The sequence below is a fragment of the Brassicibacter thermophilus genome, from assembly GCF_055378355.1.
In genome coordinates, this window is record NZ_AP042446.1 from 2,461,874 (window position 1) to 2,475,820 (window position 13,947).

The window sequence follows — 13,947 nt, forward strand, 5'->3', positions numbered from 1 at the left end:
TTTCCTCACTTAAAGAAAAAAGAGACAAAGCATACTTTATTACACTTTGACTCTTATTCTTTAGCTATACTATGAAACAAATCTTTAAATAATTTATCTTTAAATTTATTCTTTCTTTTTTCTGCTTCCTTATAACAAACATCATCTTTACGTTTAGAAACAACAATTATATTCATTATTTCTTTATCCCTAACCAAAGTATAAACTACTCTTATACCGATTTTTTTATATTTAATTTTGAAAAACCCTGTTAAGTTATTCCCATTCTTGTTTCCTAATGGCTTGCCATATCCGCCTTCATTTTGAGGTAGTGGGTTTTCACTTACTTTTTTGATACCAGCCAAAACCATTTTTCTTAAATAAAAGTCTAGACTATCTAGGTCCTTTATAGCTTCATCGATATACTTAACATGCCACATATTATTCTATCTCCACAGAATCCATTAATCTATTTATTTCTTCTTCACTTAAATCATATCTGTCTAAAACTTCTTCATGTGATATAGTGTCGCTAGAAGTATATTTTTCAATTCTTTCATTAGCCATTTGAATAAGTTCAATATTTTCCTCTAATTCATGTAATTTTTCCTTAATTTCAATGAGCTCCAAATATTCGTTTAGAGAAAGTATAATTGCCTCTGGCTTATTATTTTTTATGATTATACATTGATCTTCATTTTTCACTACATTTTGTACTACTTTCGAAGCTTTGCCTCGACTTAAATCAGATATAGAAATAAATTTATTTATAATATGCTTTAAATTTCCTATTGTTTTATCTGACATAAAAATATTCTTCCTTTCTAAATTATTCATAACAACATCTTGTTTCATTTTCTTCTCTCTCCTTCATTATATGATTCTTATACTTATAATATACACATAAGCATCAATAAATTCAATAGTATTTTATTGAACTTTTTCATGAATGTTTAATTGTTTCCAATAAATTGCCCTTATTTTACGGCGTAGCCATTCATCTGTACTCTTAAGCAATTGTTTTATATCTACCATCACAAAGTAGTTCACCCATCCTTTATTTCTTGATGTGAGTTCTTTTAATTTCGCTTTCATTTTCTTTATTGATTTTAGGTGTACTCTTAGTTCACATTTCCCTTTGTATCTATGGTACGTGATAATACTTCAATAAGTTTGCTTTGACATACTGTATCAAAAAATTTCTCTAAATCCATGTCTACGACATATACATAACCATCATTTATATTCTTCTAGCATAGTTTCAGTGCATCGTGTGCACCTCATTTCGGTCGAAAACCATAACCGCAAATTTTGTATTGCTCCCGTTATGTCCATGATACCTCCCAAGGTAAGAGCGCAATCTTCCTCTCCATACATCTGCCACATAAACTACAGTTAATTCCGAGTAGTTATTGGACTTTGACTTGTTGCGCCCATGCTGGGCGTACATACAAAATAGCAGATATAAAAAAATCTACCTGCTATTATTTGTTTAAAACAACTTATTTTTCTCTATTTAATTATCCTCATTAACTAATCTATCCAGCTTTTCGCTTAATACTTCTAATTCTTTAAAGTCTGCAACTATTTTATTTATTCTTCCATTTTGTTCTGCTACACTAGCTGTCACTTGTTCCACAGAAGCAGAAGTTTCTTCAGTAACACTTGATATAGACATTACTTCATTTGAAATTATTTCTGAACTCTCCCTTAGCTTCTGAATTTTGTCATTCAAAAACTTGTTTGTATATAAATATAGTTGCTAATCCTAAAGTAACAATACCCACAACTACTAAAAGAATAATAATTAATATTTAGATAAATCTAGCGATCTCATTAGCAGAGTTTATTGCTTCCCATGCTTTACCTGGTTCCCTCGCATCTCCAATACAATAAATTTCTTTAGCTGCATTTTCTTTTAATAAACTATAGTACAATGAGTCATCAGCCTTGCCACCTGTTGCAAATATAACATAATCTGTATCTATGATAATATCTTCTACATCTTCAGGGTCTAGTTTTTTATCAAAAGGATTATGTATGTTCTCTGGTACTAATGTTTTCCAAGGCTGGTAAGGATCTTCTCTTTTTTTGTTAGCCTTTATATATACTTTACCTTTTTCAAACTTTACAGCTTTTGATGCTGTATATACTGTAATAGGCTTCTTTATAGCATCTTCTTTTTTCCCTGAAGGACTTCCTTTGCCCATCATCATCCAAAGCATCATAGCTCTATTTGCATGAACAACCCCTGTCATAAGGTTTGGAAGCATCTCTACTATGGTTACATCTATTTCTTTTTCATATGCTAATGTATAGCCAATCTCACAACCAACTACCCCTCCGCCTATTATAGTTACCTTTTTCACATCTTCAGGTAATGCCATGTCCTTTTCTAAAAATTCTCTAGACTCTATATATCTTATATCTTTCATCCCTTCAATATTAGGCACAAAAGGTTTAAGACCATTGCTGCAAATTATCACATCATATTTATCCTTTAAATCTTCTACTTTTACTTCTTTGTTATATACTATCTTTAATCCTTCTTTTTCAAGAAGACCCATTTGATATTGAAGATTATTTATATATTTTGCTACATCATGTTTAATTTTAGGTTTACCGCCTAAATATAATTGTCCTCCTAATTTATCTTTCTTTTCAAATAATGTAACATTGTGTCCTCTCTTAAATAATGTTTTTGCAGCCTCGCACCCACCAGGTCCTCCACCAATTATTGCAATATTTTTAACTTTAGTAGCTATTTCAAGCTTTTTTGTATCTTCAAATCCAGTATATGGATTAACAGTACAACAAGGATGTCCACCTAGTATGAATGACTGTATACAACCTTCTTGATCTCCTATACAGTGATTTATTTCCTTTATCCTACCTTCTTTTACTTTTTGTGGCCAATATGGGTCTGCCAATAGAGGACGCCCTAGCATGATAAAATCTGCCCAGTTATTATCTAAAACCTCCACCGCTTTATTAGGATCTCCCATTTTCCCTACAGCAATAACTTTTGCACTAATATTTTCTTTTTCAAAATATTTTTTAAGCCTTCCAGCTATTTCTTCAACATAAGGTATATCATTAAAGTATGCCGGCGGATGTGGATAAAACCAGTTATCATAACACCCTTTGTCTACATCAAAAGCGTCTACTCCTGCTTCTGCTAAAGCTTTGCAAAATTCTAATCCTTCTTCAATAGTTCTCTCCATACCCTTAAACTTTTTATTAAAAACTTCATCACCATATGACTCTCTTAATGCTTGTGTTAAATCAACTCTATATATAATAGGAAAATCATCTCCACATCTTTTCTTTATCTCCTCTACAACATCTATAGCAAATTGAAATTTATTCCTATACCTTCCAAATTTTCTTCTATTCCAAGGAGATGATGTAAGCTGATCCATTAAATATCCTTCATGCCCATGCAATTGTACACCATCTAGGCCTGAAACCTTAGCATTAATAGCACTTTGGCCAAAGCTCTTGACAATCTTTCTAATTGCTCTGTCAGTAAAAGGAAAGTGAGGTAATTGTGGAACATAAAAATTCTTATTTATGGAAGCTGACTTTAATATCTTTCCTTTAAGAGCAGGTTCAGGAGAACCAACCCTTCCAAGACCTGCAGTTAACTGTATGAAAATTTTTGAATCATAAGAGTGAACAGTAGAAGCCAAGTCCCTCCATCCAGCTAGCCTTGTCCTAGAAGAACCATCTATCCTGGGAAAATATGTTGTATCGTTGTCTTCAATTACTGTAGGGTCTATCCCTTGGGATACAGGAATCAATCCAGTTATTAACAGTCCTGTGCCTCCCTTTGCTCTTTCAGCAAAATAATCTATCATTTTGGGCAAAGGTCTTCCTATAGGGTCTGCCATATTGATATTCCCCATAGGAGCCATAATGATCCTATTCTTTACTTTACACCGTCCTATATACTCTGGTTCAAATAATTTTTTGTACATAAGACTATTCCTCCTCATTTCTTATTATTATCATACCATCTTCTTTAATCTCAATATTATATCCATCCTTTACATAGTTAAGAAATTCATCGCCAAGCTGGTCAACAGTTACAATCCTCTTACCAATCCACACATCAGTTAATATTACTCCTGCTGCAGCAAGAGAATCAATGTGTTCAGAAAAAAGCATAGCCTTTGGTCCTATGCCGAGCTTTGCTATTGTTTCTAAAACCATCCCTCCTGTTGTAGAACCAATAGTCTTAGGCAAACAAATAATTTTATCCGTTAAATCCTTATTATATAAATCTTTATTGTTTTGGTCCGCACATATGGCCTTATTAGATTTTTTTAATGCACTTTTCTGAAATGTAGCTAGAATATTTAACCCTTCGTGTGTAACTACTGCTTCGCCTATTATATCTCCAGGTAAAACAGGTCTTCCTTTAAATACTTTTTCCAAAATTATCTCCTCCTTTATGATTAAGAGACTACGTAGTAAAATATTTTATTACGCAATTCCCTTAATTTTCTGTGATTAAATCTAATATTTCATCATCTAAGAAAAACCTAGCTGTAGTATATGTTCTCAATTTATTTGAATTTGTAATAACTGGTTGCTTTGCACATAAAGGATTATTCATATACATCAATGGGCAAATATAAGTTAACTTTGCTCCTGTACTTAATAATTTCTTATAATAATTCTCATTTGTTTTAAATTTGTCAATCACATTTGGTGCAGCACTTAAAATTGTTCTTATTTTTACCTTGTTTCTGCCTTTCTTCTTAAGAGCATTGTAAATATCATCTGTCCACTGATAAATTTGAGATAATGACAAATGAGGACATCCAATAAAACAAATTTTAGGTTTTGCATTCTTATCCTTCCAAATTACAGGATAACTATCTATAACTCTTTTGATTTCATCATCATCTATAGTATAAACTCTATAATCTTGTTTCAATAACTTTCTTCCTTGTTCTACTGCTTCTGGAGTAATGTTTTCTATATGATAAAGCCCAACTGCTCCATTTGAAGCACTAGCAGCTCCAAAATCTTTAAGATAATTAATAGTAGTATCATTAATACCTGAACCTAGAAATCTGTCTAAACCAACTACATAAGGAACATCTTCCATAACCTTCATACCAATTGCACTTCCTAAAACCTGAGCATTAGGCAGTTTTGATGTTTTTAATTCAATAAGCCAATTGGCTTTTCTACCTTCATCAGTAAGCAAACCAAATTCAGGTGTTTTTCCTATTATACCTGATAAAAGCTCTATAACCCCAGAATTTCTATTGCTTCTTGCACCTAATACAGAATTTGCAAAAACAACAGCCGAAGACTCAGCCCAGGACAATATATCTCCTTTTTTTGGTATATTGCCTACTTCAGGTAAATAGCATGTACAAGTAAAGGCTTTCTTATCCTTTAACCCAACTTTTTTTAATTGCTCTTCATATTCTTTTTGCTTTCCATACATTATTTTAAATACTATTTTCTGAGGGATACTGCATTTTACATTTTCGTAGTCTTATTGAAGCATTCAAACAAATATAATAATATATTTATAATAGGTATTTAGTGATTCTAAATTTTGACTTAAGGAGTGTAGCAATGAACAATATAGAAAATAATAGCTTGATTACAGGAAATGTAAAGAAAAACCTGATCAGATTATCTCTTCCTACTATGATGGGATTTGTAATGCAATCAGTATACGATATAGTTGATATGATATGGATTGGAAGAATTTCTTCCTCAGCTGTAGCAGGCGTTACTATCTTTTCAACAGTTTTTTGGTTAGTTGAAATACTAAATGAAATCATAGGAACTAGCTCTATTTCACTTATATCTCAAAGTTATGGTAAAGGAGATAAAGAAAGAACAACCAAATCTGTAGAACAAACACTAACTTTTAAAGCACTTGTAGCAATAATCTCATCTGTAATAATGATACTATTTTTAAGACCACTGTTGACTTTTTTTTCAAGTGAACAAGAAGTAATAAATGCTGCATTAGACTATGGATACATAAGAATTTTCTTTTTACCTATAATGTTTTCATCTTATTCAGTAAATACTGCATTAAGGTGCCTTGGTGACGCTAAAACACCTATGCACATCATGTTTACTTCTTCAATAATAAATATAATATTAGACCCAGTATTTATATTCGATACAATTCCATTAATAGGAATTAAAGGTTTGAATATGGGAGTATTTGGTGCAGCATTAGCTACAGTTATATCAACAATAATAGCTTTCTCCTTAGGATTTATAATATTATTGAAAGGAAAATCTATGGTTAAAATCAGCCTAAAAGGACTTTTTAAACTTCATTGGGATATAGACAAAAAACTTCTAACTATAGGGTTACCAACAGGCATAGAAATGCTCTGCAGAAATCTAGCTAGCGTATTTACGCTAAAATTCATATCTGTATATGGAACTGACGCAGTTGCTGCTATGGGAATAGGAGGAAGACTATTTAATTTTGCATTTATGCCAATTATGGGAATTGTAATGGGTGCAAGTACTATAGTAGGCCAATGCTTAGGGGCAAATAATATAGACAGGGCAAAGGAAACAGCAAAATTTGCTGCTTTTATAAATTTTGTAATACTAAGTACATTGACAATACTTGCAGTTTCTTTTCCTCAAAAAGTAATGAAAATATTTATTGACGATATAAATGTAATACAAATTGGTATATCAATGATACGTATAATGATACCAGCACTCGTACTTATTGGTATCGCAATGGGATTAGCTTCAGTTTTTTCAGGTTCAGGCCACAATATACCTTTCCTGATATCTAGTATTCTTTCTAGATGGGTTGTACAGGTACCACTGCTTTACCTTGTAACTAGAGTATTTAACCTATCGGTAATATATGTATGGGTCAGCTTCTTAATAGCTGATATAGTAGAAATGATAGTAATAACTGCTTCATATAAAAAAGGTACTTGGGAAACTAAAAGAGTATAAAAACACATGGGAAATCCCATGTGTTTTAACATGATATTATTATGCCTCCATCATCAGCATAAGCAGTGCTTAAGCCTCCAGTTTCAACAATTATTACATCTTTAAAATTGTATTTTTTCTGTATCTTTTCCTTTAAACTTTTAGCTTTCTCAGGAGCATTACAATGGGCTATACCTAATATCTTTTCTTCTTGATTCAAAACTTCCTCTCCAATTATTTCAACAAGTCTGCTAAATGCTTTTTTTCTACCTCTTACTTTTTGAACTAATTTAATATCTCCATTCTCATCTGAACCCATAATAGGAGTTATTGATAAAATAGAAGCAATTTTCGCCTTAACTTTATTTATTCTACCAGCTTTAACAAGATTATTTAATGATTCTAATATAAAATATGTCTTCATTTTTTTTATGTAATCCTCTACTTTCTCTACTATATCAGAATTATTGCATTTTGCCTCTATAAGCTCAGCTATTTTCATGCTTACTAATGTTTCGCCTATTGAAGCACTTAATGAATCAAATACATGTATAAATTTCTCCTTACTCTCCAAAACCATTTTTTTCGCAAGAATAGCATTATTATATGTATTGCTTAATTGGGAAGATAATGTTACAACAAAAATATTGTCAGCTTTTTCATATTCTTTAATAAAATCCATAGGTGAAGGGCATGAAGTTCTAAGCGGTTCTAAACTATTCTTCATATCAAATAATAATTCCTTAACATCTAAGGATTCGTCATCAACAAAATGTTTTTCCCCAATATTTATCTTTAAAGGAACTAATCCAATATTTAATTTTTCCTTTAGTTCTTCATTTAAATCACAACTACTATCTGCTACTATCCTATATTCCATATATACACCTCATCCTCTAAATTTTTATTTGTTATACTATTATATTTACCAATAATATATAATTTAAATCAAATAAAAAAATTGCATAATAAAATAATTTAATCTTATAATAATTATGCAATTTCTTTAATTATAGACATATTACTAAAATTCATTATTAAATATATCTACTAATGTGAAATTTTTGCAACGGATTTTATATAAGAAAATAAAGAGGATATTATTGCTAATACCCTCTTTATTTCTCTAATTCTTCGGTTAATGATATTATTTCATCTATTATATTGCCTATATGTTCTATGGTATCTAATAATGGTTTATCAGTTGTTATATCTACTCCAACCATTTTAGCTAATTCTATAGGTGTCTTAGTACCTCCTGCTTTTAATACTTCTTTCCACTCTTCTAGAACACTTTGCCCTTCTGATAAAAATCTCTTATTTACTTGCGTAGCTATGGTAAGCCCTGCACTATATGTATATGAATATAATCCCATGTAATAATGCGGTTGTCTCATCCACGTAAGTTCTGCACCATCGTTGATTTTAACAGCATCTCCCCAGAATTTTTCCAATGTTTCTCTCTTTATTTTATTTAATACAGGTGCTTGAACAGAACCACCATTATCAATTATCTTATAAACTTCTCTCTGATAAGCTGCTTCTAATAGATGAGTTACAAAGTTATGATAATAGGTACGAGATATCATTGATGATAATACCCATCTTTTCATTCTTTTATCTTCAGTATTTTTCATTAAATAGTTTGCCATCAGCATTTCATTCATTGTAGATGGTGATTCTATAAAATATAATGAAGGCCTTGTATTAAATATATTTTGATTTTGATGTGCTAAATAAAAATGCCCTGCATGTCCTAATTCGTGGGATAATACAAACACTTCCCTCATCTTCTTAGTCCAAGAGATCAATATGTATGGATGGGTTCCATATGGGCTTGAACAAAATGCTCCTGTAGATTTTCCTTTGTTTTGAACAAAATCTATCCATCTCTCATTAAATGCTCTCTTAACCATCTGTAAATAATCGTCCCCTAGAACAGATAGTGCCTCTTCTATATACTTTCTTGCTTCATCAACAGTTATCTCAGGCTCAAATTCTGGGTCTACCTCTAATTTTAAGTCTGCAAAAGTCATTTCTTCTAGCCCGTGAATTTTTTGAATTAGTTTAGCAAATTTTCTCATATGAGGTGCTAAATACTCTGTTATCAAGTCAATTTGTCTATTGTACAATTCCCTGTCTACTTTTTGAGGGAATAGCAAGCTATCTATAACTGAGTCAAAGCCTCTAATTGTTGCTAAAGTTTTTTCTTTCTGCACTTGGGTTTGATAAGCAGCAGCGATTGTATGCTGATATTCCCTTAATTTTTTAGAAAATGCTTCAAAAGCAGCTCTTCTAATTTTAGTATCGCTTTCAAATTCCCACTTTCCTTCAAATAATACGAAACTTAATGGATATTCCTTACCGTCTACTTCAAAGGTTCCAAAATCCATATCTGCCAATTTTGCCATATTGTATATTTGATAAGGAGAATCTAAAGTACTAGAAAGTGCAGATAATGTCTTTTCTACTTCAGGATGGAGTGCATGTTTCTTTTTCCTCATTATTTCCTTTAAATAATTAGCATTATCCGCTGACTTTTCAATAGCTTCTTCAATTATCTTGTCGTCAGTTTGTATTATTTCAGACTCTACAAAACTTATTTTACTCATAATATTTGATGATATATTTGAAAATTTAGCCTTTCTTTCTAAATTTTCTGCATCAGTTTGGTCTACTGAAACTGCAAGGTGACAATAAGCACCTGCAAGATTAACTATTTGGTACAATACTCTCATCTTATCTAAGCAAGCATTAATTTTTTCTGCAGTTTTTAAATTTCCTTTAAATTCATTTTCAATCTCTTCCGTAAGTTTTTGAATCTTTTTTATAGATTCATTATATTCTTCTTCTGTTTTAAAAATAGCTGATAAATCCCATGTAAATTTCTTATCCACATCTTTTCTTTCTAACAATACATTACTCATACATATACCCCCTTTGATTTTATTTCGAGCATCTAAATAAATTATAGTATAAAAATATAAATGTTACAACTAATATGACAATTTTGACTATTTCAAGCACGATTTTAATACTTTTCCTTAAAGCACTTAAAACTTGTTTACCTATATTACTATACAATTTCCTTATTGATACAAACCAGTAAATTAGAATAAAATATAGATAAACAAGTTAAAATTTTTAGATTGTTATGAAATATAAACTTTGCCTGTTCCAGTATTTAAGCACTATTTATGATAATAAGACTTAAATAAGTCTCCCTAAAAGTTTATATTTCAGAGCATTGTAATTAAAGTAAGGAGGTTGCAATATGGGAAATAAAGTAAAAGTTTGGACAAGGCAGCATGAAGATATACTAAATATATTAGAAAAAGAAGGTCGATATATCGTAAAAGAAGAATATATCACTAAAAAGATGGAAGATTGCTCTCATTTATATTTAGATGTTTATAATTGGTATACAAGAAAAGCACAAAATATCGTTCCAAAGCCTGACGACGTTAAGTACCCTATATGGGTTTCTGTAAGTAATGACTATATGCTTCAGCCTGTTGAAGGAAATGTTATATTAGAATTATTAGTTGATGAAGACAAATTGATTATAATGGATGTTGAAAAATGGGATAGGATTGTTAACTACTGGTATGTCCCTACTAGCAAACAAGATGAAGAAGAACATGACAAAAAATTGAAGAAATATGGATTATCTGATGACTCAAAAGCGTATATGAGTAATTTTTATCCTGTGCTTAAGAGGGAAATAATCAAAAGCTGGGATAGATTATTTGATAATTCATATTATTTGTCTGATCTAAGGCAAGGTACTATTTGGGAGGTAAAAAAAGAATGGATAGTAAATATAATAAAATAAAATTATATACTTCTCAATCCCCTGTAGTTATAGAAACTATCGAAAAAAATGGCGTTAGCTATGTAAAAAGAGAATTCATAGAAAGAAAATACAAAGAAGTTTCACATATATTTTTAGAATGTTATGATTGGTTTAAAAATAAAGCTCAAGCTATTGTTACTAAACCTGAAAATGCAGAATATCCAGTATGGGCATTTACAGAATCTAAATACGCTGGTAATTATGATAACGCCTACTTAATTACTTTAGAGGTTCCTATAGAAGAAGTAATTTTTTTCAAAATGGAAGATTGGAATAAAATTTTAAACCTGAAATATTTGCCTAAAGACAACAAAGATGAGGAAAGATTTAATAAAAAACTTGAGGTATATAATATTAAAAATGAAGCAGATATTTTCACTAAACCTTTTTATCCTCACTTAAAATCAGAAGTAAAAAAAAGCTGGGACAACTTATTCAGGTTTGATAAATTAATAAAAGAACAAGGGCTACCTTCCGAACCATTTCAAGCTAGCTTATGGGAAATAAAAAAAGAATGGATACTTTTACCATAGTTTTTTTGCCACGGGGACGGCTCTTCTGGTCAGACCAGAAGAACCGTCCCCATGACACCCGTGACACCCCTGGCACCCCTATGGCAATGCTACCATTCTAAACTACATCCTGTAATATAGTCAAATATCTTTTTTATTTCCTTTAGCTTATTTTCATCTATATCATTTGGTTTTATAACTACCTTTAAATTGCTTGGTATGAAAGAAGGATTTTTTTTCAAAGATATGCCTATTTTATTGCACAATCTATTAGCACAAGAAATAACTTCATTTTGATTTACTGAATTAGAAATACTTATATCCCATCCAGTTTCTTTTGCCAGCTTAGCTATCTTGTCGCTATATCTTTTACCTACAACAGGTGATATAAAAGAAAGTTCCATATAATTTTTACCCTTTATACTTTTTTTATATGGCTTAAATTCTTCTTCAAAAAAGCTATCATCAATATATGCCATTGCTTGATTTTGTTCCATTTTATTTGTATTTCCACTTTTAAAGATATTAGACTCATTTTCTTCTAATACATCTTTTTTATTATCATCAAATAAAACTAAATCAATTCCCGTTCTTTTCTTAAAGTCTTCTTTTTCCTTTTGATAATCCTTATCCAATGTTTTAAGTTTTACTACTACTTTATTTTCATTAATATAATGAGAAATTTTCTTTATAGCATCATTTTCTATAATTTCCTTTATTATATCTTCTGCAGCATTGATATTAGTATTTTCATTTATTTTTACCTTCCAATTTGGAACGCTATCTTGAAATTTACCAATTACTTCAAAAATAGATGAAGGTACAGCTTTTGGGAAATCAAAGTTAAGTACTATAGTGTTTGTATCATACATAATACTTGCTTTCTTGTAATCATATCCACTAAAATATTGATTAACTAGTTCTGTAATCTCATTTGGTTTTAGTTCTCTAGGCTTTAATAGTTCTTCTACATCAGACCTGCTTTTCGCCTTAAACATAAAAAACCTTCTCAAATCATTTTCAAAATATACACTATCTATTAATATATGTTGTAAATTTTCTATTTCATCTTTTGTTATATTTATATTTCCTTTCCATATAATTAAAAGCTCTTCAACAGTAAAAAGTCTGCCTTTATAATTTTCTAAAACAAATTTCCACAATTTTTCTATATTTACTTCGCTTATTTCTTCTTTTTCTCTTAGTTTAAATTCTAGTCTCTTTTTTATTTGTTTTCTTGGTATATTTATCCCTAATTCTATATGTTCACCACATCTAGGAGCATATACTCTACCAAAATATTCTTTTTGAACCTCTCCAGACAATTCCTCTATTATACTTTGGTCTCCATGTACAAAGAAAATATTCTTAGGTCTTAAATTATTTATTAACGCTTTGATTTCATTTTTATCACCATGAGCTGATAAGCCTACCTTTTCTATTTTGCATTTTACAGGAATTATCTTATCGTTAATCTCTAAGGACTTCTCTTTTTCATCATCATTTAATAATTCTAAAAGCCTCTTACCTGGAGATTCCTCATCTTGATATCCTGTAATGATAATATGTCCATTCTCCATAGAAGCTATATATTCTGCATAGTATTGGCTAGGTCCACCTGTTAACATACCTGAACTAGATACAATAATACAAGGTCCATCTTTTTTAACTATTTTTTCTCTGTCTTCTTTTTTTAGCACAGGTTCTATATTGTCATCATAAAAAGGTTCTATACCTTTTAATATCTTTTTGCCTAAACTACTTTTTAAGTACAAAGGGTTGTATTTGTACATCCTATTTATCTCTTTTATCATACCATCTACATATACTTTTACAGCTTTAATTTTTTTAGTGTTGATAGCTTTTTTAAGTATAAGCAAAACTTCTTGAGCTCTTCCTAATGCAAATGCAGGAATAAGTACTTTTCCATTATTATCTATACATTTTTTTACTGTATCAACAAGTCTATCTTCCTCTACTTGCCTATTACTGTGGAGCTTATCTCCATAAGTTGATTCAAGTATGGCAACATCTGGCCTTAACTTAGGAATTTTAGCACCATCTACAGTTTTTTGAGGTATTAATGAAAAATCTCCCGAATAAAATAAGCTTCCTCTTTCTGTAGTTATATATACTGCACTTGCCCCTGCTATGTGTCCAGCAGGATAAAAGATAAGTCTTACTCCCTCTAGTATTTCTCTCTCCACTGCATAATTAATTGTATAAACCCTAGATAACATATTTAGTACATCTGATTCAGCATATAAAGGTATCTCAGATTCTCTATTGTTCATTATCTTTAAACTATCATAAAGTAAAACCCTTACTAAATCCTTAGTCATATTGTTCATATATATTCTAGCATCTGGATATTCTTTGCTTATAACAGGCAATGCACCTGTATGGTCCATATGAGCGTGACTTATAATAATAGCGTCTATTCCACCTTTTTCTTGAATAGTCCTAAAATCAGGAAGCACATCCTTAGTATTGCTTTGTCTTATTCCACAATCTAATAAAATATTTTTATTGTTAATTTGAACAAGTATACAGCTTGCCCCTATTTCATAAGCCCCACCTAAAAAAGATAAATTTATTGGATTACTCACAACCATCCCCTCCTTTTACTGTGGTTGCCCGTGATTA

The 13,947-nt window shown here is 30.6% G+C and carries 13 protein-coding genes; 3 read left to right on the forward strand and 10 right to left on the reverse strand.

What is annotated here, in order from left to right; genetic code table 11:
• Positions 1–53: 53 nt before the first annotated feature.
• The 7 genes from ACZ41D_RS11815 to ACZ41D_RS11845 all read right to left on the reverse strand — a co-directional run bounded on the left by ACZ41D_RS11815 (position 54) and on the right by ACZ41D_RS11845 (position 5,446).
• Positions 54–419 carry a type II toxin-antitoxin system RelE family toxin gene (locus tag ACZ41D_RS11815; RefSeq protein ID WP_464151610.1) on the reverse strand — a complete coding sequence of 122 codons (366 nt, stop codon included), beginning with the start codon at positions 417–419 and terminating at the stop codon, positions 54–56.
• A 1-nt stretch (position 420) separates the two neighbouring features.
• A complete protein-coding gene (locus ACZ41D_RS11820) occupies positions 421–834 on the reverse strand; it encodes a type II toxin-antitoxin system Phd/YefM family antitoxin (RefSeq protein WP_464151611.1) in 414 nt (137 codons plus the stop codon).
• A gap of 75 nt (positions 835–909) precedes the next feature.
• Positions 910–1,074 carry a group II intron maturase-specific domain-containing protein gene (locus tag ACZ41D_RS11825; protein ID WP_464151612.1) on the reverse strand — a complete coding sequence of 55 codons (165 nt, stop codon included), beginning with the start codon at positions 1,072–1,074 and terminating at the stop codon, positions 910–912.
• A gap of 421 nt (positions 1,075–1,495) precedes the next feature.
• The gene (locus tag ACZ41D_RS11830; protein WP_464151613.1) at positions 1,496–1,657 is read right to left on the reverse strand and encodes a hypothetical protein; all 162 of its coding nucleotides are present in this window, start codon (positions 1,655–1,657) and stop codon (positions 1,496–1,498) included.
• Between the two features lie 136 nt (positions 1,658–1,793).
• The gene (locus ACZ41D_RS11835) at positions 1,794–3,959 is read right to left on the reverse strand and encodes an oxidoreductase (protein WP_464151614.1); all 2,166 of its coding nucleotides are present in this window, start codon (positions 3,957–3,959) and stop codon (positions 1,794–1,796) included.
• A 4-nt stretch (positions 3,960–3,963) separates the two neighbouring features.
• Positions 3,964–4,419, reverse strand: coding sequence for an aconitase X swivel domain-containing protein (locus ACZ41D_RS11840; RefSeq protein WP_464151615.1), 456 nt, complete (start codon positions 4,417–4,419; stop codon positions 3,964–3,966).
• 61 nt (positions 4,420–4,480) lie between these two features.
• Positions 4,481–5,446, reverse strand: a complete 966-nt coding sequence (locus tag ACZ41D_RS11845) for an aconitase X (protein ID WP_464151616.1) — start codon at positions 5,444–5,446, stop codon at positions 4,481–4,483.
• A 134-nt stretch (positions 5,447–5,580) separates the two neighbouring features.
• On the opposite strand from ACZ41D_RS11845, the gene ACZ41D_RS11850 reads away from it, so the two are divergent.
• Positions 5,581–6,954: an MATE family efflux transporter gene (locus ACZ41D_RS11850; RefSeq protein WP_464151617.1), complete on the forward strand. Its 1,374-nt coding sequence runs from the start codon at positions 5,581–5,583 to the stop codon at positions 6,952–6,954.
• Positions 6,955–6,979: 25 nt separating this feature from the next.
• On the opposite strand, the gene ACZ41D_RS11855 is transcribed toward ACZ41D_RS11850, so the two are convergent.
• The gene (locus ACZ41D_RS11855) at positions 6,980–7,813 is read right to left on the reverse strand and encodes a DegV family protein (RefSeq protein WP_464151618.1); all 834 of its coding nucleotides are present in this window, start codon (positions 7,811–7,813) and stop codon (positions 6,980–6,982) included.
• 238 nt (positions 7,814–8,051) lie between these two features.
• Entirely contained in the window at positions 8,052–9,860 is a 1,809-nt protein-coding gene (pepF, locus tag ACZ41D_RS11860) for an oligoendopeptidase F (RefSeq protein ID WP_464151619.1), read from the reverse strand.
• 347 nt (positions 9,861–10,207) lie between these two features.
• Here pepF and ACZ41D_RS11865 point away from each other — a divergent pair, with 347 nt between their 5' ends.
• Both ACZ41D_RS11865 and ACZ41D_RS11870 read left to right on the forward strand, forming a co-directional pair.
• Complete coding sequence (locus tag ACZ41D_RS11865) at positions 10,208–10,768, forward strand: DUF3841 domain-containing protein (RefSeq protein ID WP_464151620.1); 561 nt, start codon at positions 10,208–10,210, stop codon at positions 10,766–10,768.
• Positions 10,744–11,322, forward strand: coding sequence for a DUF3841 domain-containing protein (locus tag ACZ41D_RS11870; RefSeq protein ID WP_464151621.1), 579 nt, complete (start codon positions 10,744–10,746; stop codon positions 11,320–11,322). The genes ACZ41D_RS11865 and ACZ41D_RS11870 overlap by 25 nt, the downstream gene beginning before the upstream one ends.
• A gap of 89 nt (positions 11,323–11,411) precedes the next feature.
• On the opposite strand, the gene ACZ41D_RS11875 is transcribed toward ACZ41D_RS11870, so the two are convergent.
• Entirely contained in the window at positions 11,412–13,910 is a 2,499-nt protein-coding gene (locus ACZ41D_RS11875) for an MBL fold metallo-hydrolase (protein ID WP_464151622.1), read from the reverse strand.
• Between the last annotated feature and the right edge of the window lie 37 nt (positions 13,911–13,947).

Coding starts and splice junctions, on each gene's coding strand:
- ACZ41D_RS11815 (WP_464151610.1), bottom strand. CDS start 419: ATGTGGCATGTTAAGTATATCGATGAAGCTATAAAGGACCTAGATAGT.
- ACZ41D_RS11820 (WP_464151611.1), bottom strand. CDS start 834: ATGAAACAAGATGTTGTTATGAATAATTTAGAAAGGAAGAATATTTTT.
- ACZ41D_RS11825 (WP_464151612.1), bottom strand. CDS start 1,074: ATGAAAGCGAAATTAAAAGAACTCACATCAAGAAATAAAGGATGGGTG.
- ACZ41D_RS11830 (WP_464151613.1), bottom strand. CDS start 1,657: ATGTCTATATCAAGTGTTACTGAAGAAACTTCTGCTTCTGTGGAACAA.
- ACZ41D_RS11835 (WP_464151614.1), bottom strand. CDS start 3,959: ATGTACAAAAAATTATTTGAACCAGAGTATATAGGACGGTGTAAAGTA.
- ACZ41D_RS11845 (WP_464151616.1), bottom strand. CDS start 5,446: ATGTATGGAAAGCAAAAAGAATATGAAGAGCAATTAAAAAAAGTTGGG.
- ACZ41D_RS11850 (WP_464151617.1), top strand. CDS start 5,581: ATGAACAATATAGAAAATAATAGCTTGATTACAGGAAATGTAAAGAAA.
- ACZ41D_RS11855 (WP_464151618.1), bottom strand. CDS start 7,813: ATGGAATATAGGATAGTAGCAGATAGTAGTTGTGATTTAAATGAAGAA.
- pepF (WP_464151619.1), bottom strand. CDS start 9,860: ATGAGTAATGTATTGTTAGAAAGAAAAGATGTGGATAAGAAATTTACA.
- ACZ41D_RS11865 (WP_464151620.1), top strand. CDS start 10,208: ATGGGAAATAAAGTAAAAGTTTGGACAAGGCAGCATGAAGATATACTA.
- ACZ41D_RS11870 (WP_464151621.1), top strand. CDS start 10,744: ATGGATAGTAAATATAATAAAATAAAATTATATACTTCTCAATCCCCT.